23 protein-coding genes are annotated in these 21,633 nt (G+C 48.0%); 3 read left to right on the forward strand and 20 right to left on the reverse strand.

What is annotated here, in order from left to right:
• Window positions 1–6: 6 nt before the first annotated feature.
• The 6 genes from AB3114_RS03390 to AB3114_RS03415 form a co-directional block, all read right to left on the reverse strand.
• Entirely contained in the window at window positions 7–936 is a 930-nt protein-coding gene (locus AB3114_RS03390) for an NAD-dependent epimerase/dehydratase family protein (protein WP_367341849.1), read from the reverse strand.
• Window positions 937–1,030: 94 nt separating this feature from the next.
• A complete protein-coding gene (locus tag AB3114_RS03395; RefSeq protein WP_367341850.1) occupies window positions 1,031–1,801 on the reverse strand; it encodes a tyrosine-protein phosphatase in 771 nt (256 codons plus the stop codon).
• Between the two features lie 5 nt (window positions 1,802–1,806).
• Window positions 1,807–2,580 (reverse strand): CpsD/CapB family tyrosine-protein kinase, encoded by a 774-nt coding sequence (locus tag AB3114_RS03400; RefSeq protein WP_367341851.1) that lies wholly within the window; start codon window positions 2,578–2,580, stop codon window positions 1,807–1,809.
• A 15-nt stretch (window positions 2,581–2,595) separates the two neighbouring features.
• Entirely contained in the window at window positions 2,596–3,453 is an 858-nt protein-coding gene (locus AB3114_RS03405) for a YveK family protein (protein WP_367341852.1), read from the reverse strand.
• 16 nt (window positions 3,454–3,469) lie between these two features.
• On the reverse strand, window positions 3,470–4,495 hold the full coding sequence (locus tag AB3114_RS03410; protein WP_367341853.1) for an LCP family protein: 1,026 nt from the start codon (window positions 4,493–4,495) through the stop codon (window positions 3,470–3,472).
• A 358-nt stretch (window positions 4,496–4,853) separates the two neighbouring features.
• Complete coding sequence (locus AB3114_RS03415; RefSeq protein ID WP_367341854.1) at window positions 4,854–5,348, reverse strand: hypothetical protein; 495 nt, start codon at window positions 5,346–5,348, stop codon at window positions 4,854–4,856.
• Window positions 5,349–5,486: 138 nt separating this feature from the next.
• On the opposite strand from AB3114_RS03415, the gene AB3114_RS03420 reads away from it, so the two are divergent.
• Complete coding sequence (locus AB3114_RS03420; protein ID WP_367341855.1) at window positions 5,487–5,699, forward strand: DNA-directed RNA polymerase subunit epsilon; 213 nt, start codon at window positions 5,487–5,489, stop codon at window positions 5,697–5,699.
• A 66-nt stretch (window positions 5,700–5,765) separates the two neighbouring features.
• Complete coding sequence (locus AB3114_RS03425) at window positions 5,766–6,743, forward strand: diacylglycerol kinase family protein (RefSeq protein WP_367341856.1); 978 nt, start codon at window positions 5,766–5,768, stop codon at window positions 6,741–6,743.
• 71 nt (window positions 6,744–6,814) lie between these two features.
• Here AB3114_RS03425 and AB3114_RS03430 read toward each other — a convergent pair whose 3' ends face one another.
• The gene (locus tag AB3114_RS03430) at window positions 6,815–8,446 is read right to left on the reverse strand and encodes a LysM peptidoglycan-binding domain-containing protein (RefSeq protein ID WP_367341857.1); all 1,632 of its coding nucleotides are present in this window, start codon (window positions 8,444–8,446) and stop codon (window positions 6,815–6,817) included.
• Between the two features lie 314 nt (window positions 8,447–8,760).
• Here AB3114_RS03430 and AB3114_RS03435 point away from each other — a divergent pair, with 314 nt between their 5' ends.
• Entirely contained in the window at window positions 8,761–9,192 is a 432-nt protein-coding gene (locus AB3114_RS03435; protein WP_367341858.1) for an ArsC/Spx/MgsR family protein, read from the forward strand.
• A gap of 54 nt (window positions 9,193–9,246) precedes the next feature.
• Here the strand turns inward: AB3114_RS03435 and AB3114_RS03440 are convergent, their stop codons facing one another.
• From AB3114_RS03440 to AB3114_RS03500, 13 genes are all read right to left on the reverse strand, one after another.
• A complete protein-coding gene (locus AB3114_RS03440) occupies window positions 9,247–11,190 on the reverse strand; it encodes a copper-translocating P-type ATPase (RefSeq protein ID WP_367341859.1) in 1,944 nt (647 codons plus the stop codon).
• Window positions 11,190–11,561, reverse strand: coding sequence for a cupredoxin domain-containing protein (locus tag AB3114_RS03445; RefSeq protein ID WP_367341860.1), 372 nt, complete (start codon window positions 11,559–11,561; stop codon window positions 11,190–11,192). Before AB3114_RS03445 ends, AB3114_RS03440 begins: the two co-directional genes overlap by 1 nt.
• Before the next feature lie 161 nt (window positions 11,562–11,722).
• Window positions 11,723–12,721: a ribose-phosphate diphosphokinase gene (locus AB3114_RS03450; protein ID WP_367341861.1), complete on the reverse strand. Its 999-nt coding sequence runs from the start codon at window positions 12,719–12,721 to the stop codon at window positions 11,723–11,725.
• Window positions 12,722–12,812: 91 nt separating this feature from the next.
• On the reverse strand, window positions 12,813–15,323 hold the full coding sequence (locus AB3114_RS03455) for an ATP-dependent RecD-like DNA helicase (RefSeq protein WP_367341862.1): 2,511 nt from the start codon (window positions 15,321–15,323) through the stop codon (window positions 12,813–12,815).
• Window positions 15,313–15,999, reverse strand: a complete 687-nt coding sequence (locus tag AB3114_RS03460; RefSeq protein WP_367341863.1) for a tetratricopeptide repeat protein — start codon at window positions 15,997–15,999, stop codon at window positions 15,313–15,315. The genes AB3114_RS03455 and AB3114_RS03460 overlap by 11 nt, the downstream gene beginning before the upstream one ends.
• Before the next feature lie 18 nt (window positions 16,000–16,017).
• Complete coding sequence (locus AB3114_RS03465; protein WP_367341864.1) at window positions 16,018–16,677, reverse strand: histidine phosphatase family protein; 660 nt, start codon at window positions 16,675–16,677, stop codon at window positions 16,018–16,020.
• A 294-nt stretch (window positions 16,678–16,971) separates the two neighbouring features.
• On the reverse strand, window positions 16,972–18,102 hold the full coding sequence (mnmA, locus tag AB3114_RS03470; protein ID WP_367341865.1) for a tRNA 2-thiouridine(34) synthase MnmA: 1,131 nt from the start codon (window positions 18,100–18,102) through the stop codon (window positions 16,972–16,974).
• Between the two features lie 104 nt (window positions 18,103–18,206).
• On the reverse strand, window positions 18,207–18,548 hold the full coding sequence (locus AB3114_RS03475; RefSeq protein WP_367341866.1) for a cysteine desulfurase: 342 nt from the start codon (window positions 18,546–18,548) through the stop codon (window positions 18,207–18,209).
• A gap of 4 nt (window positions 18,549–18,552) precedes the next feature.
• Complete coding sequence (locus AB3114_RS03480; protein ID WP_367341867.1) at window positions 18,553–19,704, reverse strand: cysteine desulfurase family protein; 1,152 nt, start codon at window positions 19,702–19,704, stop codon at window positions 18,553–18,555.
• A gap of 1 nt (window position 19,705) precedes the next feature.
• Window positions 19,706–20,404, reverse strand: coding sequence for a 5'-methylthioadenosine/adenosylhomocysteine nucleosidase (locus tag AB3114_RS03485; RefSeq protein WP_367341868.1), 699 nt, complete (start codon window positions 20,402–20,404; stop codon window positions 19,706–19,708).
• A 15-nt stretch (window positions 20,405–20,419) separates the two neighbouring features.
• Window positions 20,420–20,833 carry a hypothetical protein gene (locus AB3114_RS03490; RefSeq protein WP_367341910.1) on the reverse strand — a complete coding sequence of 138 codons (414 nt, stop codon included), beginning with the start codon at window positions 20,831–20,833 and terminating at the stop codon, window positions 20,420–20,422.
• On the reverse strand, window positions 20,826–21,374 hold the full coding sequence (locus tag AB3114_RS03495) for an NUDIX domain-containing protein (RefSeq protein ID WP_367341869.1): 549 nt from the start codon (window positions 21,372–21,374) through the stop codon (window positions 20,826–20,828). The genes AB3114_RS03490 and AB3114_RS03495 overlap by 8 nt, the downstream gene beginning before the upstream one ends.
• Window positions 21,374–21,589 (reverse strand): cold-shock protein, encoded by a 216-nt coding sequence (locus AB3114_RS03500; protein ID WP_367341870.1) that lies wholly within the window; start codon window positions 21,587–21,589, stop codon window positions 21,374–21,376. The genes AB3114_RS03495 and AB3114_RS03500 overlap by 1 nt, the downstream gene beginning before the upstream one ends.
• Window positions 21,590–21,633 lie beyond the last annotated feature (44 nt).

Genomic DNA, 21,633 nt, shown 5'->3' on the forward strand with positions numbered 1-21,633 from the left:
TTTTATTTATTCACCATAAGTGCTCCAATAATTCTTCAAGCCGGATTCTAATGTCCATTTTGGTTTAAAACCTAAAGATTGGAGTTTGGTGACATCAGCACGTGATTTACTAATATCGCCATTTCGACTATCTTTCTTCTCCATCTTTAACTGAGAATGAGCGATTTTTTCATAGGTTCTGATGACCTCGCTTAAAGAAGTCTCCATGCCATTAGCAACGTTATAGACATCAGGTTCAGGTGCTTTATCAACAATTGTTAAAAGTGCGTTAACAACATCATCTACGTAAATAAAATCCCGAGTTTGCGAGCCATCACCATATAACGAGAAAGTCTTTCCGCTATTAAGACAGTCCGTAATGATGGATAAAACACCAGAATAAGGCGATTCCGGATTCTGCCGTGGTCCATAAACGTTGAAGAACCTGACCGCCACAGTAGGCATATCATACAACTGACCATAATCGATGGTGTATCTTTCAGATGAATATTTATCGATTGCGTATGGTGTCAGTGGTTGGACATGTGAGCTTTCCTTTTTAGGAAAATCAGGCAAGTTGCCATAAACAGCAGCGGAAGATGTAAACAGGAATCTCTTGAGTGGTAAATGCTGAGTTCTTAAATAGTCGAGAGTGTCGACCACTGATTCTTGATTAATTTGGTGAGTTGCCATCGGGCGTTCAACTGAATCCGCCACACTGGCAACGGCAGCTAAATAGTAAATGTAATCGAATCGTCCTTTTGATAGCAAATTATGCATGAATCCGTGGTCACAAACATCATGTTCGTAAAAAGTGACATCAATATCAGCAATATTTTTCCGTTTGCCCATCGACAAATCATCAACAATTGTAACATTATCACCATTGGCAACAAGCTTATGAGCAAGATTTGAACCGATGAAACCAGCTCCACCGGTAATTAAAACATTTGACATATTAAGTCTCCTTATTTTATTGGCACAATAATTGCAAAAAATTGCTAATTGTTTAAAATTTGTTAAAAATCAGGTCAGCATTAATATTGACATTTTAGAAAAACCAAAAACGTTTCTTCCGCTTAAACTTACTAATCCGATTTGCTGGCACGTTATCACCGTTGATGATCAAGCGTGCATTGGCTTGATAACGGTCTGCCAGCTGATCGCCATATTCTCGACGCATCTTCTGGAAAGCCTGCCGCATCTCATACTTGCGACCCGGTAAGTGGTGAGCATCAGATGCAAAGACATAGCCTTGACCATGCTCGATGATCTGTTTACTGAAGCGTTCAACCTTTTTACCAAAGGTCCCAACGTAGGAACTAGCGGTAATCTGTGATAGGCAGCCCTTGCTTAAGAGCTGATACAACAACTCCGGCCGCTGCATGATCATCGTGTTTCGTTCTGGATGGACGATCACCGGCGTGATGCCACGCTCCTGTAACTTAAAAATCATCTGCATGGTGTAGTGAGGAACGTCGTTGTCAGGAAATTCCAGCATCAAGTAGCGGCCACGCGCATCGGCAAAAAGAATGTCATCGTTATCCAAAGCATGAATCAATTGGCCATTGATCCGTACTTCTTGCCCTGGGAAAACCGTCAAAGGAATATCATGAGCTTTCAATTGCTCTTGAAACTCCTTGGTTTCCCTGAGAACATCCTTCTTGTGGTTAATGTAGTGACCATTCATATGGTGTGGCGTGAGCAAGGAATGGGTAACACCATTAGCGACTGCTTGCCGTGCCAAATCCAGTGAAATGTCCATACTCTTTGAGCCATCGTCCACTCCTGGTAAAAGATGGCAGTGCAAGTCAATCATCATCGTGCTCACTTCTTCCCGTTTGAGTCATCATCATCGCCATAGCCGTATCCATAACCATAGCCATAGCCGTATCCATAGCCGTAGGCGCCGTCTCCACTGTTGACATCGTTCATCACAAAGCCCAGCAGATTAGCTTTGGCCATCTTCATCAGCTGGACACAACGTCGAACGGCATTCTTTTGGGCAACCCCCTGGCGAACGACCAAAATCACCCCATCGACCCGGCCAGCCAGAATCTGGGCATCGGTAACCTGCAACATCGGCGGTGCGTCGACAACAACCACGTCAAAGTGATTTTCCAGCACTTTCAACAGCTGATTCATGCGACCAGAGTTGAGCAATTCTGAAGGGTTTGGTGGAATTGGACCAGAGGTGATGACTTCAAGGTTTTCAATGCCGCTCGGCCGAACAACATCGCCCAATTCGAATTCACGTTGACGGCTAGCCAAAACCGTAGATAGTCCAATCGTATTGTTCAAATTGAAAGTTGCATGAGCCGTTGGTCGCCGCATGTCGGCATCAACCAGGACAACTTTCTTACCTTGTTGGGCCCAGGCAACTGCCGTGTTGGCAGCAACCGTTGACTTCCCTTCAGAAATAGAAGAAGAAGTGAAGGCCAAAGTTTTCATTTCCTTATCAACGGCCATAAATTCCACGTTAGTCCGGACAGTTCGGAACTGTTCCGAAATCGGGCTCTTCGGGTGGGCAGCAACGATCAGACGAACCCCATTACGCATAGAATCCGTCGAAACTTTTGGTTTACGATGAAATAATGACATTCTGCTCACTCCTTTCTAAATCCGGCGGTAAGGGTTATTTTCCCGCGTCCGTTCTTCTGGTTGTTCATTTTGGTAAGAATGTTCAGCACTCATTTCAAAGTGAGAAATCTGGCCAAGATTAGATAGGTTTAAGTCGTTGGTCAGGAAATCAACATCCCGAACTGTCGTATTGAGCATGTCGCGGATGATGATCCAGGCAATGCTGATGATCAGGCCCAGGATTGCACCACCCAAGAAGAAGAGCTTATTGCTTGGGAATGATTTACCCTTTGGTGCAGAAGCGCGTGACACAATAGTAACGTTGTTGATGGTCATCATAGTCTTAATCTTACGCTTGAAGACACCAGCTACTGCATTGGCAATGGCAGCGGATTCTTCCGGATCACCAGTCGTGGCAGTCAGTGAAAACACTTGTGAATTTTGCTGCGTTGAAACCTTCAAATGGTCTTGCAGCTCATCAGCACTCACCTTGTAAGATTGACCATTGTTTTTGTAAACTGCCGGCTTAGCAGCACGCACCAGGTGACGACGGCCTAAAGAATCACGACGGTAGACGGCCTTCTTAGCAGGCCGCACCATCGTCCGTGGGTTGCGTAAATTACGTGATGCTTCGTTTAAGATCACCGGGTTGGTGATGATATCCTTGTAGGTATTAACCATTTGGACGTCGGCCTGCTGTGTGTTATTAATCTGCATGTTGTTAGCGTGCCGCTGGTTAACTAGGATTTGTGTCGTAGCTTGGTAGCGTGCTGGAATCACAAACATAGCCAGCAGTAAAGCTACTACTGCGCAAGCCACAGTAGTGATGACGATCCCCCACACGTGTTGGCGCAGGAGTGACATCAATCTTCGTAAGTCAATCGTGTTTTCCATGTTTTCTCCTCAATAATTAATCATTTGAATTAGTTGTGTTATTTGGAATCTTCAATTCATTGTGCAGCAGCTGGGTAACGCGAGTCTTCTCACCGTTGCTGACAACTTCGAAGTCCTGTCCACCGATCTCGGCACCATGACCTTGAACGTGATCGGATTGAACATTCCGCGTGGCTTTCCGATAGTTGAAGGCCAACGCCCGCATATCAGAAAACTTCATATCAGTCTTCATGGAACTGCCCATCGAAGACATGAACTGGTGATTCAAGACAGTCTTGTAAGAAATTGACTTCTTTAACAAGCTGGCAATGATTAAACGTTGTCGCGTCTGCCGTCCGTAGTCACCCTGCGGATCTTCGTGACGCATCCGTGAGAATGCCAGCGCCTGCTTACCATTCATGTGATAGGTCTGCCCCTTCTTAAAGGAGTAGCCACCGTATGAGAAGGTCAGCGGTGAAGTGACGTTGACACCACCAACATGGTTGATGGCTTTTTCCAGGCCGCCCATATTTACTAATAGGTAGTAATCAATTGGAACATTGAAGTACTTCTGAACGGTATTGATGGTTTCTTTCGTGCCGCCAAAAGCATATGCCGCGTTGATCTTAGCTGGTGAATACTGCGGATAATCAGGCAAGTTCACCTTCATATCACGTGGGATCGAAACGATCGTCGTCTTGTTAGTTTGTGGATTGATCGTCATAACCATGATCGTGTCGGTCCGTCCCTTATAGGAACGGCCCAGTGCCCCGGTATCAGTACCCAATAGTAAGATGGAAACCGGCTTTTTCTGCCGCAATACCTTGGAAGCATTCCGGTTTCTAATAGCGCCCGTCGAATTGTACATCTCGGACGTTGTGACGTGCAGGTTATGCCATGCAAGGCCAACAAAAATCACCAAAACCAGGATCAATGCACCTAAGATGGAGAAGAAGACGCGCTTAGCAATCTTTCGCCCTCTGTGATGATGATGGTGGTGGTGATGGTGATGATGACGATGCGGAACTATTTCTTTGTTTGGTTCGTCTTTATCTAAATTCATAATAAAGCCTCAAATCGATTGTTTGGTTTTTGATCATTAGCATTATATGAAGTTTCTGCGAATTTCGCAACCTGTCAAATGCCTTTAAAGCAGTAATTCACCCCCCCCATTTAGCAATTGACAGATCAAATATGAATATTTTATGACTTGATTAGGCCTAAAAATGCGTATTAATGCAAAAATTGACACTTTCAGGCATAATTTATAATGTGGTAATCTTGATTCAAATTAATTTTCAAATGTAGTGATCGCTCGATTGAAATTTAAAAATATCAATCGATAAGTAATCGCTAACAAAAAAACTAGCAGCTCCTTTTCAGAACTGCTAGTTGACTTTCTTCCTATTAATACATCAAAGTTATGCCATCGGTTGATGCTGGGACTTAGCAACCTTCTTTAAATCAGTGACGTACTCACGCGTTGCTTCGTTCATCACATAGGCCACGTCGATATGTAGCAAGTGCTCATAGGTCCACCAGTCGCTGACGACAAAGGCATGCTCCGCGCCAGCCACTGCTACAATCCCGTTGTTACTGGCATAATCATTGAGCGACTGATCAAGCTTGGTGACGTCCAGCTTATCCTTCCAGTCACCCAACTGATCCATCGGCAGGGTGTACTCAAAGGCCATCACGCCTTTGCCCCAAACATCAGCCACCTGCTCAGAGGTCTTTACTTCTAACTGGTCATCCCCCAGCAACTGGCGCAGGCAAGATCGGACCGCCGTGTCGGTCGTGTCCCGGGCCCGATTCCGCAACATGATAGTAGCGCGGTTAACCAGCAAACGGTGAATGGTGTAGTAAATCAGTCCAATAATCAAGAGGACCGCAATAATTGTCATGACAATACTCATAGTGTCCAACTCCAAGCTTTATGAAAACCTTTTATTCTTCTTTTAGGATACCACACGGTAAATACCACGACAATTGTTCCTAGTTGTGATAGAATAATATGTTGATTGATTAAGAATAATGATGTGAGGAGTTTGAAAATGACTTTTAAAGTTTATTATCAACCAACTAAGACCGCCACGCCACGTCGGGAAAACACACACGTCCTTTACATGGAAGCTGATTCAGAAGCTGAGGCACGGCAAACTGTCGAAAACAAGACTGAATACAGCATCGAATTCATCGAACTCCTCGATGAAAAATCCTTAGAATTTGAAAAAAAGGACCCGAACTTTAAGATGACTAAGTTCTAAGGCTGCTTTATCAGATCTACCGGGGACAAGCAGTCCCCGGTTTTTTCATGTGTTGCCCTAATAATAATGGAGAGGAAGGAAATGGCCGTGCACTTTACGGTAATTGTCAACAGAATCGCCGGCTCCGGGCGCGGACTGCAGGTGTGGAAACAAATTGAACCACAATTGCAGCAGCAAGGCATTGATTACACCGCCCACTTCACCCGCTACGCTGGTCACGCGACCTATATGACGCGTAAATTGCAAGAACAACGTCGCGGCCAGGTCGATGCCGAAGCAGTTCTGGTTATCGGTGGCGATGGCACCCTCCATGAGGCGTTGAATGGCTTAATGGGGCCCCGCGACCCCTACGACGAGCGTCTGCCACTGGCTTATATTCCAGCGGGGACGGGTAACGACTTCGCTCGGGGCTTTGGCTTGTCGCAAGATCCGCAAAAAGCCTTACAACAAGTTCTGTCTGCTCAGCATGCCTACAAAACCTGCATTGGGGAATATGAAGAAGCCATCAAGGGTGAACATGCCTACTTCCTCAATAACGTCGGCATCGGCTTTGATGCCGCCATTGTCAGTCGGACGAACGCCTCGAAAGCCAAAAAGCGACTTAACCACGCCCACGTCGGCTCGATGTCGTATCTTGCTAACGCGATCAGCGTCCTCTATAACCAACAACCGTTCACTTTAATGGTAGAAAACGGTCGGCACCACGACCTCTACCCCAAAGCGTACATGGTCATTGTCAGCAATCATCCCTTCATCGGCGGTGGTTTTCGAATTGCTCCGGACATGTCAGTTGATGAAGACCAGCTGGAATTACTGGTTGCTGAACGGCGCGGCTGGCCACTGACTGCCATGCAGTGTTGGAAATTTGCCCGGGGATCACTTGCGCGTTCGCGCTACGCCCACGTTTACCGGGGCAAAAAGCTGCACTACTCAACCTCTTCGCTGGAATTTGGCCAGACGGACGGCCAAGAGATGGGCAACCGCTTTGTCGACATCAGTTTTAAGACGGAACACTATCCGTTTTGGATGGTACCGGAAAAGTAAAAAAATGGTTGGGACACAAATCCCAACCATTTTTCTTTGAAAACTAAAACACCAATAATTGCAATGTCATCCTACTTTACCGTCCCGGCAAAGCTTGGCATGAAGTACTGGCTGATCGACTGGATCTGAACGTTCTCACCAGGTTGTGGTGCAGCCACGTACTGGTTATTGCCGATGTAAATCGCCGTGTGGTAGGTAGCGCCGTGCTGGCCCCAGAACAGAAGGTCCCCAGCTTGTGCTTGGGAAACCGGATGCTGGTTAACGCAGCTTTCCAGCGATACCGTGTAGTGTGGCAATTGCTTGCCAGTGGCATGAGCGTAGACGTAGTCAACCAAGCCGGAGCAATCCATCCCGCTGAGGCTGTTGCCACCCCAAACGTAAGGAATGTTGCTGTTAGCTAACTTCACAGCCAATGAGACAACAGAACCACTTTGCAGATCAGAGCTGTTGGAAGCAGCAGAAGTGCTTTGGCTGGTTGCCTGACTAGTCTGTTGAGATTGGGCCTGACTTGGCTGAGCAGCCGTTGACTGTGCTGACTGACTGACAGGAGCCTGAGCCGACTGAGTGTTTGCGGTGCTTGCAGTCTGGTTAACTTGCGCAGACTGACTAGCAACACTGGCAGTTTGGCTAACCTGCGCAGTTTGGGTGGCAGCACTAGCAGTTTGGCTGGTTTGAACAGTCTGTGTGGCTGACTGGGCTGGTACTTCAACGAAGGAAGTACCAAATAATTGTGACCAGTTAGCTGCGTTATTAGTCTGGCTCGCCTGCACATTCAACGTCTGCGTGTTTTGGGCGGAGCTAGCAGCAACGGATTGAGCCGGAGCTGCGGAAGCAGTTGATGTGGCAGCACTAGCACTCTGGGCAGCAGGTTCAGCATTTTCATCTGCTGCAGCCGGCTGTTGGGCTACTTCTTGACTTTGGGCATCTTGGCTGGCGCTGGCAACTGTGCTGTCACTAGTCAGTGATTGAGCAGCAGAACTGGCAGCAACATCTGATGTCGCAGCTGAAGAAGCAGCAGGAGCATCACTGCTTGCAGTCGATTGTGACTGGGCAGGTGCTACAGACTGGACTGGAGCTTCAGATGAAGCAGCAGCTTCGCTAGCTGTAGCGGCACTGACTGGTGCCTGGCTGGCAGCAGGTTGTTCACTCACTGTCGTCTCCGGTTGAACTGCCACCGTGGCGTTTTCAGTTGGTACAGCGACTTCTTCAGTAGGCGCAACCTGCGTGTCAACTGCTGGCGTCACTGATTCTGCTGCATCAGCGTTGACAGCTAACTGCTGACCAACGTAAATCAGGTCATTATTCAAGTGGTTCCAGGTCTTCAGTTGAGCAACGGTGACGTGGAAACGCTTGGCGATTCGACTCAAAGTGTCACCCTTCTGGACCGTGTACAGTCCTTGTTGTGACAATGATTGATTCAAATTAGCAGCAGTTGGCAATTGCAACTGTTGACCAGCAAAGATCAAGTCAATACTATTACTTACGCGGTTAATTGATGGATTAGCCTGTTCAATTTTGGTGGTTGATAAACCCTCGCGTTGGGCAATCCCCCATACTGTATCGCCTGTTCCGACATTAACAGCCTTAGCTCCGGCTGTGACAGTCGAAACTGCCAGCAAGCCCAGTGCCGAGAATGAACCGAGCAGTAAAGATCGGTGAACCTTGGACTGTTTTCTTGCTGGTTTGGCAAGTTTGTTCATCATTAAACACCCTCTTTAATTCATGTCGCAACTCAAATGACACAATGAGTCACGCTAAAATTAAGATTATCATTATCGACAACGCTTGCACAGCGAACAGGTGGTCGATTTTGCAAAACGATAACTATCGAAGCAAAAAAAGAGCATCAGAACGGCTTTTTTAACGAGTCATAACAGTTATTAAGATTCTTTTAAAATAATTAAATTCGGTTCAACTTTGAACTTTAGTTAAAGAATTTATTAATAATCATCCTAAAATCGTTTTTCTACTTCTGTCTTGTTAAAATAGTTTTAATGAGATAAAGGGAAGTGGGAACATGGTCAATCTTTATTACCACACTAACGATCCGTCAAACCGTAAGGCCGTGAAATGGCTTAGTGGGCACGGCCTCGCAATTCATATGCGTAATCTGGAAAAAGAGCCGCTCAGTGTGGCCGAAATCCAGCAGTTATTGGCATTGTCCCTCAACGGTACGGATGACCTGATTTCCAAACGTTCCCGCGAAACCAAAAAACTGAAGATGGATCGTGATACCGTCACGATTAACGAACTCACCGCCGCCATTCAAACGAGTCCCCACATTCTAAAGAATCCGATTATCTTCAACGATCGCAAAATGGTGACGGGCTTTGACAAGGAAAAGATGGGCATCTTCATCCCCCAAACCCAGCGTCAAGACGAGCTCACCTCCCTTTTCAGGAAGCTGAAATTAAAGTCCCACCATCACGGTAAGATTAAATTAGCATAAACGCAAAAAAGCAGGAGTCAGCGATGGCTCCTGCTTTTATTATGGAAAACTTCACTATGCAGTCTTAGCTGTGAGACGTGCGGATCGTAAGTGAACTTTGTTCAGTAGCAACGACGAAGTGACGACCGAAACGGAAGAAAAGGCCATCGCGAGAGCCGCCAGCTCAGGGCTTAGCTGCAAGCCCCAGCCCACAAAGAGGCCAGCAGCGATTGGCACCCCAATCAGATTGTAAATCAACGCCCAGAAGAGGTTGAGTTTAATGCGACTAAAGGTCTTCTTACTCATTTCGATAGCTTGAAGGACGCCAACCAGGTCATTTTTGACCAGCACGATGTCGCCAGATTCGACCGCAATTTCGGTGCCCTTGCCCATGGCGATGCCAACATTGGCCATCGTCAAGGCGGGTGCATCATTAATTCCATCCCCGACAAAAGCAACTTTTTGCCCGTCCTGTTGCAATGCTGCAACGTGATCGGCTTTTTCGTTGGGCAGCACATTAGCAATGACGTGGTCGATACCGACTTCACTAGCGATTTGCCGGGCAACTCGTTCATTATCACCCGTCAGCATCACCGGCTCGATACCCGCGTTCTTCAATTCGTCCATTACCATCTTTGATGATGTACGCGGTGTATCCTGGATAGCAATCAAACCGATCACCTGATTGGCCCGACCAACCATAATCACGGTCTTGGCTTCGTTTTGCAACTTAGTAGCTGCAGTCTTCATTTTACTGTCGAGAGCCGAACCTGCCAAACGCGCGTTACCCACAAAGATTGGTTTACCGTCTATCGTGCCGCGCAGGCCCTGGCCTGAGATGTTTTCAAAGTCACTTACTGATGCTGGTGACACTCCATCCTTTTTAGCAGCCCGCTGTACCGCCTGGGCCAGGGGGTGATCAGAATCTGCTTCCAGGGCATTGGCAAGGGTCAAAACCTGATTGCGATCCCCGATCACGTCAGTGACGACCGGTTGGCCAGCAGTAATGGTCCCGGTTTTATCAAAAACAATCGTCTTCACATCGTTCATTTCTTGCAGAGCCTGGCCGTTTTTAATCAGGACCCCCATACGGGCAGCGCGACCAGTCCCCACCATCAGAGCAGTCGGCGTTGCCAGACCGAGTGCACAAGGACAAGCCACTACCAGTGTGGCAACCGCAAAGAGCATCGCTTTGGTAGCTGGAACCCCAATCAAAGCATCCCAAACGACAAAGGTAATGATCGCGATAATCAAGATAGTGGGCACAAAAATACCCGAAACACGGTCGGTCAACTTCTGGATCGGTGCATGACTGGTCTGTGCCTGCTTAACCATCTGGACGATTTGCGCCAACATTGTATCCTGGCCAACTTTGGTAGCCTTAACCGTTAGAGCACCGTTGAGATTGATCGTTGAACCGACGACTTCATCACCAGTAGCCTTTTCCACCGGCATGCTTTCGCCAGTAACCATCGATTCATCAACGGAACTGGCGCCCTTTGTGATTACTCCGTCAACCGGCACCTTGGCTCCTGGTTTGACGACCATCAAGTCGCCCACTTGCACCTGGTCAAGTGGAACGCGGACGGTCTTGCCACCGCGAATGACATCGGCAGCTTTGACCTGCAGACCTACCAGCTTCTTCAGAGAATTAGTGGCTTGCCGGTGCGATTGTTCTTCCAGCATATCGCCAAGCATGACGAAAACCGTGATAAAGGCAGCACTCTCAAAATAAACGTCACGACCTGTCGCCATGGCAAACAGGCTATAAAAGTATGCCACCCCGGTACCGACAGCCACTAACGTATTCATATTGGCGTTGTGCTGCAGAAAAGCACTCCGCGCACTTTGCCAGTATGGTAAGGCCCCGATCAAAATGATCAGCGTCGTGGTGACCAGCGCAATCCAGGAATATCCCGGCATCATCCAGTGAAAGAGCATCCCCACCATCTGGATAAATAGTGGCAACGCTAGGACCAGACAGATCCAAAAACGCTGGGTACTAGTAAGGTGTTTCATCACTTGACGACCACCTTCCCGTGAAACATGTCCATTCCGCAAGCGTAGTTGATTTCCCCGGCCTTGTCGGTTGGGATGTTCACTTCCGTGTAACGCTGCTTTGTCAGGTCCTTATTCACGCCCAGCGAATCAAAGACGACGTGCGAAAGGCAAGCCGTAGAATCTTGCATGTCGAACTTGATCTTAGCCGGGACGCCCTTCTTGAGAATCACCGTCTGGGGAGAGTAGCCACCCTTCACAACGACAGTTGATTCCTGGCTACCATTCTTAATTTGAGATTGACCAGTTGTTGTTTCGTGCTTGCCAAAGAACCACCAGAGCAAAGCGATGATCAAGATGATGCCAATGATTAGAGTCAAAATTTGTGTCATGATGAAGCCTCCGTTGATGTGTGTTCTTTTTCGTTTACGTTTGTAAACCTTACGATGATTAGTTTAGGACTTACGTTTACAAATGTCAACGTAAAGAGAACAAAAAACACCGACAGAACTTACTCCTGTCAGTGCTTATTTCACACAATGAATCGCTATTATTAAGCTTTTTCAATATCCATCGTTCCATGGAAGAGCGAATCGATCGACTGGTGATTGTGGTTGCGTACCATTGCTTCCTTCAACAAAGTAGCCACGGAAATGACACGCAGCTTATCGATCTGCTTTTCTTCAGGAATCTTGATTGTATCAGTAACGACCAGGCGCTTCAGTGGTGACTGTTCGATGATATCAGTGGCGTTAGCTGAGAAAACAGCATGCGTGGCAGCAGCATAAATGTCCAGTGCACCGAACTTCTTCAGAACCTTGGCACAAGCAGACAGCCGCGTTCCAGTATCAACGATATCATCAACGATGATACAATTCTTGCCTTTGACATCGCCGATCACCGTATCAGCAAAATCATCATCTTCCTGCTGACCTTCGTGCTTGCTATCATCACGGTTGTCGACGATGGCAATCGGTACGTTGATGAATTCGGCAAATTTACGAGTCAATGAAACCCCCGCATGATCAGGAGCAACCAGCACAACGTTGTCCGTCAACTGGTGTTGGATAAAGTATGAAGCTAACAGCGGTGCCGCAATCAGGTGGTCCACCGGAATATCGAAGAATCCTTGAACCTGCGAAGCGTGAAGGTCAATGGTGATCAGCCGGTTGATCTTGTCCATCTCTAATAAGTTAGCCACCAATTTAGCCGTAATTGGTTCACGTGAACGGGCCTTGCGATCCTGACGAGCGTAACCATAGTAAGGCATCACGACGTTGATTTCCGCTGCACTAGCACGCCGCAGAGCATCAACCATAATCAGCAGTTCCATCAAGTTAGTGTTAACCGGATCGGAAACGGACTGGATAACGTAAACTTCACATCCCCGGACACTATCCTCAATCTCTACCGAAATTTCGCCGTCAGCGAAGTGACTGACCTTGCATTTATTGAGTGGCAGGCCCATCTTATCGGCCACTTTGCTAGCCAATTCTGGGTTGGAATTCAACGCAAATAAGCGAACTTTATCGGCATTTTCAATTGTACTCATTTTTTTGCTCCTCACCATGACTGGGTAATTTAGATTACGCTACTATTGTATCATCTTTCATCCTTACTGCGGCAAGAGATCGCGGAAAGACTCAATTCTTTTTGAAGTCGACCGGTGTCAGGTCACCCATGCCGATCATCGGATCAATTTCTTGGTTCTTAACCATCTCGGGTGTCAGGCGGTGACCAGCAGTGTGTGCTTTGATTGCACGATGGATAGGTTGCGGTGCTGGCTGTTGATGCTTTTCATTATCATGCTGCAGCGTGGCAGGATTGGCAGCAGATGAATGCACAGGTTCGTCCTGACCACCAGAATCCGCGGAGCGAGCCGTTTTTACTGACCGTCGTGCTACAACTGTACCGGCAGTGCCGAATAAATCTGACCATGCATCTACCAACCTCTGTGGCAAAGTCGTCGCCCGATTCTCATCTGGTTGGCCCGTCGCCGTGACGAAGGCTTGCTCGTCCCCAACCATAATCAAAATCTTAGATGCCCGCGTGACAGCCGTATACAACAGGTTGCGCCGCAGCATCGTTCGTTCGCTCATCACCAGCGGTAAGATTACCATTGGAAATTCACTACCCTGGGACTTATGAATGGAGACACAGTATGCGAGAGCCAGCTCGCTCTTCCACTCAAAGACGTTGTAGTGAACCTCATGACCATCGAAGTCGACGGTCATCGAAGCATTCTGCCCTCGCAAAACTGGATCATTATCCTTGCTTTCGATCACTTTGATGATGCCCATGTCACCGTTAAAGACCTCTTTATCGGTGTCGTTGGTCGTCTGGATGACTTTATCGCCGACTTTGAAGACATGCTCGTTTTCCCGGCCAAAAATCACCTTAGCACTGCCTTCACTGTCAGGATTTTGTGAAGCTTGAACGAAGGTATTGATGTCGTTAATCCCGCCGTTGACGCGGTACATCGGGGCTAACACTTCGATGTCATTGAGCGAAAAGCCCTGTTGCCGTCCCCATTTAACCAGGTAGTTGACGGTTGCCGCCAACTGGTAAGGATTACATTTAACAAATGAGCGATCCGGTTGGTGGACCGTCCAGTGATCAGGCAATTTTCCCTGATTAATGGCGTGTGCGAAAGAGACGATCGTCGAATTGACGTCTTGACGATAAATGTGCTCCAGGCGAATTTGTGGCAATTGATCAAACGACAGTAAATCGCGAAAAACCTGGCCGGGACCCACTGATGGCAGTTGATCAGCATCCCCAACCAACACGAGCGTGGTTTTCGTGCCGAGCGCACTCGTCAGTGCATGGAAGAGCAAGGTGTCGACCATTGACATCTCATCAATGATCACCAGGCGGGCCTTCAGACTTTCCTTGACTTCCATTTGGGTCGGCAGCTCACGGCCAGTTAAACCCAGGATATGGTGGATGGTAAAGGCATCCATTCCCGTAGCCTCACCCATGCGCTTAGCTGCACGGCCAGTCGGGGCCGCCAGCGTGATGTCCTTTTCACCACAGCCATAAGTAGCCATGAAAGTGTCGATGATGGCACGGATGATCGTCGTCTTACCGGTACCGGGGCCACCAGTGATCAAAGCAATTGGCTGCTGCAACGCCAGTTTAACAGCCGCTTGCTGCTGGTCATCAAGTGAAAAACCGAGACGCTTGCTTTCCTTTGCCAGTGCCTTGTCAGCTTCCTTATCCGTAGCAAAGTCGCGCGCCTCACCAGCCTTCTGAAGACTCGCCAAATCATTAGCAATTCGCTTTTCAGCATCATGTAAAGGCTTGGGGTATACCTCATCTTTATCATTAACGTAGAGCAGTTTCTTACCTTCTGAACCCTGCAACATCGTCTTGAGCTGAGCCTGTAAAGAGCGATCCCCCAGCATGCGGCTAGTCTGTTCGATCAGTTGGTCAAGCGGACAATAGGTCCCACCAGACTCCATCGTCAGATTGTAAGATGTCTGAAGAAGCGCCGCCGTCAACCGTTGGGGACTATCTCCGGCAATCCCTTCTTGCTTAGCCAACTGGTCCACCTTGCTGAAGGTCAGACCGAAGACTTCACGAATCAAACGATATGGTTCCTTCTTGATCACCTTCATAGATTTCGCACCAAAGCGGGTGTAGAGATCACGCGCTTGGTTAGAAGTAAAACCGGCCTGGATGATTTGCCGGACAACATAGTCATCGGCACTCCCCAATTTGAGGGCGGCAAAAACCCGCTGGCGCTGCTTTTCCGACATTTTAATTTGATCGAGGCATGCCGGATTGTCGACGATCATTTGCAAAGCATTCTTACCAAGTTTCTTGGCAATTCTTTTAGCTAAGGGCTCAGAAACGTTGCGGTCGCGCAGGTAAGTGAGGACTTTCTCGTAGGATCCGCCCCCATTGACCAATCGCTTATACGATGACACCTTGAACTGGTTACCAAAACGCCGGTGCTTGACCCAGGTGCCGGTGAATTCGTATTCGGCACCTTCAGAGAGTTCGCCAAAGTCGCCGACCACCACGTCGCCACTGGACAGACGGATAACTTTATAAAAACTATCACTAGCTGAAAAAATCGACTGTTGCGGTTTGCCAGTAATGGTTTCCTGGCCCGCAGCAGCCGATTGATTATTTTGTCTACTTGTCATCGCTTTGACCGCCTTGCTGACGTAAGAAGTTTTCGATATCAGAAATGCGTTTCTCGCTCTTGGCATAGTAGTCAGGGTTGAGTTGCTGTGCCTGTTCCAAGTAATTGTGATAATCCTCACCGAGAACCATCGCTACCAAGCCACGGTTGAACTGGGTATCGGCCCGTCCTGGGTGGTGTTTCAGAATGCGGTCGTAATATCCCCGGGCTTGTTCAAATTCACCGAGAGCCAGGAAGGAATCACCAAGCACCTGGTTGATTTCAGCATCATTCGGACGCAGCTCCAGTGCAGTCAAACCATAAGCAATGGCCTGTTTGTACTGTTTTTCCTTCATGTAGCTCTGGGACATCATCAAATAAGAATCGGCCTTCAATTTTGGATCATCGATCTTATTGTAATATTCAAGTGCACTCTTGATCTTGCCGACCGTGTAATAGACATTTCCCAGGCCGTAATTCAGCAAATTGATTGCTTCTTTGTCGTCCTTTTTTTCAAAGATGCCCAAAGCCTTCATGAACAGTTCTTCGGCTTGGTCATAAGATTGGAGCCGGGTCAGCAGAGATCCCAGGTCATAGTAGTTATTTACTTGGTCCGGATGTTCATCGATTGCCCCAATCAACCGGTGTACGAGCTTCGTAGTTTCACGCTTCTGTTTTTCTTTTTCGTTATTGGCCATTATTCTGCCTCCCAACTATTAAATCGTATCGGTTGGATCTACCTTTGTCTTGTGCAGGTAGTCGGTTTCATTCCACACTTTGAGCCGGAAATGATCAGCGTCGTCAGTAGTTAAAATCGTGGTCGAAGTATTGGATAAGCCGCCGCGATCCTTCAAGTGTGCTAAATCAACCCCTAGCAGTCCGTTGATACCTGCATTCAATGCCGCCCCATGAGAAACAATCAAAACATTGGCATCATCAGGATAATCACGGGCGTACTCACGAACCGCTTTCCCCATCCGCTTGATAACGGCGGGAAAACTTTCACCATCGACAATCTTTTCATCATAGCGATCAGCGTGGTAATGAAAGTTCTGTTCGACTCCCGGCCATTTTTCTTCGACCTTCGTGAACTTCATTCCCTCCATTTTGCCGAGGTCAAATTCACGGAGACGACTGTCTAGAGTCAAAGGAACGTCGCCGGGCAAGTCCTTAACCAAGCATTCAGCGGTGGTGCGAGCACGCTTGATCGGACTAGCGTAAGCATGGACGAAAGGAACCGGTGCTAGGAATTTGGCCAGCAACTCAATTTCGTGGTAACTTTCGGGCAATAAAGGAGAATCGCCGTGTGCTCCTTGGTAGCGGGATTGTAAGTTCCACTCCGTCTTACCGTGCCGAATAAAATAAAAATTTGTCATTATGACTAAGCAGGCTCCCTTCAAACATGCATTCTTTATCTATGATAACAGAGTTTTGGTGATTAGGGGACGAATTTCGGCAGATGTCTTATGGATGTAATATTTGATAACAAGAAAGGCCGGGAAAGTTGCGTCTCCCAGCCTGAACTTAATTTTGCATTTGCAGCACTGATAACGTGCTCCACCACGCAGAGCCCTAAGCATCTAACTACGAACGAAAGCCGACATTTACAATGCCGACTTCTCGTTCTAGGTTAGATCGCCGGGCTCTCTTCGAGTGGTGTCGCACTCCGATTATACATACTGCAACCTCTTGCTCTCGTTGTAGGCACGATCAATGATCGCACTGCCGAGGCACTCCTGACCGTCGTAGAAGACAACTGCTTGGCCCGGAGTAATGGCGCGCGCCGGCTCATCAAATTTCACCGTCACTTGCGGGCCATCGATCTTCACAGAAACACCGACGTCCTTCTGACGGTAACGGAACTTCGCCGTGCAGTGGAATTCAGTCCCATAACGGCTGACCACGTCATCTACCCAGTGAATATCAGATGCTTCGAGGTGAGTAGCATATAGTGCTGGGTTATGGTAACCCTGGCCAACGTAAAGGACGTTCTTTGATTGGTCCTTGCCGACGACAAACCATGGGGCATTGCTGTGACGATTGCCACCGAGGCCAAGGCCCCGCCGTTGACCAATCGTGTAGTACATCAGGCCATCATGTTGGCCAACGACTTTACCATCCAAGGTCTCCATCTTACCTGGTTGGGCTGGCAGATAATGGGAAATGAATTCACGGAAGTGACCATCTTCACCAATAAAGCAGATGCCGACAGAATCTTTCTTATCTGCCGTCGCAAGACCTGCTTCACGTGCGATTTGCCGCACTTCCGGCTTCGTGTAATGAGCCAGTGGAAAAAGCACTTTATCCAACTGCTCATGGTCCAATTGACTGAGAAAGTAAGTCTGGTCCTTGTTTTGGTCCTTGGCCCGCATCAAATGCATATTGCCGTCTGCATCACGCCGCAGGTCAGCATAGTGACCCGTCGCAATGTAGTCAGCGCCCAACTTCTTGGCGTAGTCCAGGAAAGCCTTAAACTTAATTTCTTTATTGCAGATAACATCTGGGTTGGGCGTCCGGTCCTTTTTGTATTCATCCAGGAAGTAAGTGAAGACCCGGTCCCAGTACTCCTTCTCAAAGTTGACGGAGAAGTAAGGAATGCCAATCTTACTTGCTACCTTAGCGACGTCTTCATAATCGACTGTCGCCGTACAAACCCCGTTTTCGTCGGTGTCGTCCCAGTTTTTCATGAACACGCCGACGACGTCATAACCCTGCCGTTTGAGCAAGAGCGCGGTCACCGATGAATCGACCCCGCCACTCATCCCGACGACGACGCGGGTATGACTGTGATCCTCTGTCATAATATCACCATCATTTCGTGAGAATTCTGTTCATCAACGATTGAAGGTCGCGATGCCAGTGCTACTCATTGTAGCAGGCAACGCGGCCTTCTTTCAAGAATTCCTTACTTTTTGTCAAAGATATGGCGCTCCACCATCTCGTCCAAAATAAAGTGGTACTGGAGAACAAACTCATCCGAACGAGCGCCCTTAAAGATATTGATCTTGGTCGTACCTGGTCCGTTGACCGTCTCCATCTTGAAGCCATCCAATTCAGGGGCTACCCAGATCTTCAATTTAGCTGCCGGACGAAATGGAGATTTCCGGTCTAAACTACCTTCATATTCAAAAGTGCCACGGCGTGACTTAGTAAAGCCGAGGTCACTCAGCGTGTATTCTTTAATCTCGGGACTGATCGTATAGGTATCAGAGTCGCCCATGACCCGCACTGATTTGCTGTATGGCATGCTATCACTCCTTCTGAATGCGCTTGACCAGCTTGGTGATGTCAGCGACAAGGTTTTCAATCTGTTCAGTCGTGTTCATGACACCAAAGGAAATCCGAATTGATTCTCTGATGCGTGGACTATCGGAACCGTACATTGCTGTTAAGACATGGGATGGTTCAACATTGCCGGCCGTGCAAGCAGATCCACCAGAAACAGCGAAGCCATCCAAATCAAGGTTGGCCTGCATAATCTCTGTTGGGATTCCCTTGATCCACAGGTTGAGAACGTGATTCAAGTTATCTTCAGCAATTGTACCGTTGACTTCGACATCAATTCCGTTGGCTTTCAGGCCATCGACAATTTGGTGCTTAAAGCCGTTGTACTTAGCCTGACGACGGTGCTTTTCTTCCGGAGTGACGATGGAAACCGCCTTAGCAAAGGCTGCGATTCCCGGACCGTTTTCGGTACCAGCCCGGCGCTTAGTTTCCTGGTCGCCACCCTTAACGAAACTCGGGAAAGAAATGCCTTCCCGCCGGTACAAAAAGCCCATCATTTTAGGGCCGTTGAGTTTATGAGCCGACGTCGACAACATGTCGATGTGATCGCGCTTAACGTCAATATCGAGCAAGCCGTAAGCCTGCACAGCATCGGTGTGAAACCAAGCCTGGTGGTCCTTTAAGAGTTCTCCGATTTCGTGGATCGGCATGACGGAACCAACCTCATTGTTGCCCATCATGACAGAAACCAAAATCGTTTCATCATCCAAAGCTGCTTTTAGGTCGTCCATAGAAATGACCCCGTTTTCGTCAACCGGTAGATACGTGATCTTAAACCCTAGCTTTTCCAAGTACTGGCAAGTGCGCAAAACCGCTTCATGTTCAATCGCGGTAGTAATGATGTGTTTGCCTTCATTTTGGCGAGCCAAAGCCGTCTGTAAAATAGCGGTGTTATCGCTTTCGCTGCCACCACTAGTAAAGACGATTTCACTATCTAAAGCATTGATACTCTGGGCAATCACGTGGCGGCTGTCTTCTAGTACCCGCTTAGCTTCCCGGCCATATGAATAGCCAGTTGAAGCATTACCCCAGTTATTTTTCAGGTTGTCTAGCAAAGTCTGGCGAACTTCTGGCAACATCGGTGTTGTTGCGGCATTGTCGAGATAAATCTCGCTCATACTAGTCCTCCTTTAAATTATCAAACATAGCCAATAGCATTTTGGCCGAACGACGACCCGCATCGACGATGAACTGGTCAAAACTGACTCCGGCATCATCATCACCGGTATCTGACATGGCACGGACAACGACGTACGGAATTTTGTGGTCGTTTGCTACCTGACCGACAGCTGCACCTTCCATTTCGGCAGACAGTGCTTCAGGGAAGTATTTCTTAATCTGGGCAATTGCCTCGTTACTGGCAACAAATTGATCACCAGAGACAATCAAGCCCTTCTTAACATTGAGGCCGGTCTGATCAGCAGCCTTCATCAAACGAGCAACCCAGGCCGGTGAAGCCTTGAAGGTTGCGGGTTGCTGTGGCAACTGACCATAGACGTAGTTAAAGGCACGAGCGTCAACGTCGTGGTAGGCCGTTTCAGTCGAAACAACGACGTCCCCGACGTGTAAGCCGTCACCGATGCCCCCAGCAGAACCCGAGTTGATGACAACATCAACGTGGAATTCACTGATAAGGTGTTCGGTTGTGATGCCAGCTTCCACTTTGCCAATGCCTGATTCGACGACCACCACATCAGTGCCTTTGATGGTACCCTGATGGTAATCTTTGTCGGTCAAAGTTTGTACCTGGTCGTGATCCATTGCTGCCAGCAAATCTTTGATTTCTTCTGGCATTGCACAGATAATTCCGATTTTCATTAAAATGGCCTCTTTCTAATCTACCAAGAAAAGTATTAAGTAAACGGCGATGATCAACAGGACCAGAATGACGATCGCAATATTCAGGCGACGCCGCAATCGTGCCGTCTTTTGTTCAGCAACAGCATCTTTAGTAGCTTGCTGATTAGCAGCACGGTTATAGCTCGCTTGATCTTCGCCTTGCTCAGTCATCGGAGCCTGCTGTGAACCTGATTGACTGGTCTGATTCGTGGAATCATCTTCGTGTTGACGATGAATCAGCTGGTCACCAGGCCGGTTATGATTTTCCAGCGGATCCATAAAACGTTCCCGCTGACGGTGAATCCAGGAACCTTTTTTAGAATCTGAATTCTTATTATTAGCTGATCGCAATTGCTGCTGACGGTACTGTTCACGCGTCAGCGAGTGTTCGTGATCATGATCATTCATTGCGTAACCCCCGCAAATAATAGATTGCTAAGATGGTCTTGGCGTCGGTGATCTCTTCGTCCGCGATCATCTTGACACCTTCCTTGACGCTAATCCACTGCAGAGCTAGCTTCTCGTCTGCGTCTTGTGGCAGTTTGTGTTCAACGGGCTTGACACCTGTCGCTAAGAACATCGTCAAGTATTCATCGGTGAAGCCAGGTGAGCTGTAGCAGCGACAAACCTTCTTTAATTCCTGGGCCTGCAAACGAGTTTCTTCATTTAATTCGCGTTTAGCCGCGTGTAATGGATCACCATTATCGCGTGAGTCGACCTTACCAGCCGGAATTTCTAAAATTGTGTCGTGCAACGGTGCCCGCCACTGCTTAACAATTGCTAAGCGTCCCTGATCATCAACCGCAATTAAACCAACAGCTGATGGATGCTTGACAATTTCACGGCTGGCCTTCGTCCCCATCGGTGTTTCAACCTGTTCGACATCAACCCGTAACAAATGACCGCTGAAGACAGTCTTTGAACTCAATGTCTTTTCTTCAAAATTCATCAGGCTTCCCCCTCACGTAAAATATGGACACGCGCCGCTTGTGGGCCGCGCTGCCCCTGAACAACGACTAAAGAAACAATATCGTTAGCTTTTAAGCGTTGGCGATCTTGCCGGGCAATTCCCCGGGCATGGACGTAAACATCCGGCTCGCCAGTGAGAGTAATAAAGCCCCAACCTTTTTGGGAATCATATTGTTTGACCTTCCCGGTAAGCATTGGTTGTTCCTCCTCTTTCATTGCGTACCGTCTTATTTTACACC

This window comes from Limosilactobacillus sp., assembly GCF_040772465.1.
Classification (GTDB): domain Bacteria; phylum Bacillota; class Bacilli; order Lactobacillales; family Lactobacillaceae; genus Limosilactobacillus.

Bases quoted from the DNA above. Each gene is read 5' to 3' on its own strand.
- AB3114_RS03390 (WP_367341849.1), bottom strand. From the start codon at position 936: ATGTCAAATGTTTTAATTACCGGTGGAGCTGGTTTCATCGGTTCAAAT.
- AB3114_RS03395 (WP_367341850.1), bottom strand. From the start codon at position 1,801: ATGATGATTGACTTGCACTGCCATCTTTTACCAGGAGTGGACGATGGC.
- AB3114_RS03400 (WP_367341851.1), bottom strand. From the start codon at position 2,580: ATGTCATTATTTCATCGTAAACCAAAAGTTTCGACGGATTCTATGCGT.
- AB3114_RS03405 (WP_367341852.1), bottom strand. From the start codon at position 3,453: ATGGAAAACACGATTGACTTACGAAGATTGATGTCACTCCTGCGCCAA.
- AB3114_RS03410 (WP_367341853.1), bottom strand. From the start codon at position 4,495: ATGAATTTAGATAAAGACGAACCAAACAAAGAAATAGTTCCGCATCGT.
- AB3114_RS03415 (WP_367341854.1), bottom strand. From the start codon at position 5,348: ATGAGTATTGTCATGACAATTATTGCGGTCCTCTTGATTATTGGACTG.
- AB3114_RS03420 (WP_367341855.1), top strand. From the start codon at position 5,487: ATGACTTTTAAAGTTTATTATCAACCAACTAAGACCGCCACGCCACGT.
- AB3114_RS03425 (WP_367341856.1), top strand. From the start codon at position 5,766: ATGGAGAGGAAGGAAATGGCCGTGCACTTTACGGTAATTGTCAACAGA.
- AB3114_RS03430 (WP_367341857.1), bottom strand. From the start codon at position 8,446: ATGATGAACAAACTTGCCAAACCAGCAAGAAAACAGTCCAAGGTTCAC.
- AB3114_RS03435 (WP_367341858.1), top strand. From the start codon at position 8,761: ATGGTCAATCTTTATTACCACACTAACGATCCGTCAAACCGTAAGGCC.
- AB3114_RS03440 (WP_367341859.1), bottom strand. From the start codon at position 11,190: ATGAAACACCTTACTAGTACCCAGCGTTTTTGGATCTGTCTGGTCCTA.
- AB3114_RS03445 (WP_367341860.1), bottom strand. From the start codon at position 11,561: ATGACACAAATTTTGACTCTAATCATTGGCATCATCTTGATCATCGCT.
- AB3114_RS03450 (WP_367341861.1), bottom strand. From the start codon at position 12,721: ATGAGTACAATTGAAAATGCCGATAAAGTTCGCTTATTTGCGTTGAAT.
- AB3114_RS03455 (WP_367341862.1), bottom strand. From the start codon at position 15,323: ATGACAAGTAGACAAAATAATCAATCGGCTGCTGCGGGCCAGGAAACC.
- AB3114_RS03460 (WP_367341863.1), bottom strand. From the start codon at position 15,999: ATGGCCAATAACGAAAAAGAAAAACAGAAGCGTGAAACTACGAAGCTC.
- AB3114_RS03465 (WP_367341864.1), bottom strand. From the start codon at position 16,677: ATGACAAATTTTTATTTTATTCGGCACGGTAAGACGGAGTGGAACTTA.
- mnmA (WP_367341865.1), bottom strand. From the start codon at position 18,102: ATGACAGAGGATCACAGTCATACCCGCGTCGTCGTCGGGATGAGTGGC.
- AB3114_RS03475 (WP_367341866.1), bottom strand. From the start codon at position 18,548: ATGCCATACAGCAAATCAGTGCGGGTCATGGGCGACTCTGATACCTAT.
- AB3114_RS03480 (WP_367341867.1), bottom strand. From the start codon at position 19,704: ATGAGCGAGATTTATCTCGACAATGCCGCAACAACACCGATGTTGCCA.
- AB3114_RS03485 (WP_367341868.1), bottom strand. From the start codon at position 20,404: ATGAAAATCGGAATTATCTGTGCAATGCCAGAAGAAATCAAAGATTTG.
- AB3114_RS03490 (WP_367341910.1), bottom strand. From the start codon at position 20,833: ATGAATGATCATGATCACGAACACTCGCTGACGCGTGAACAGTACCGT.
- AB3114_RS03495 (WP_367341869.1), bottom strand. From the start codon at position 21,374: ATGAATTTTGAAGAAAAGACATTGAGTTCAAAGACTGTCTTCAGCGGT.
- AB3114_RS03500 (WP_367341870.1), bottom strand. From the start codon at position 21,589: ATGCTTACCGGGAAGGTCAAACAATATGATTCCCAAAAAGGTTGGGGC.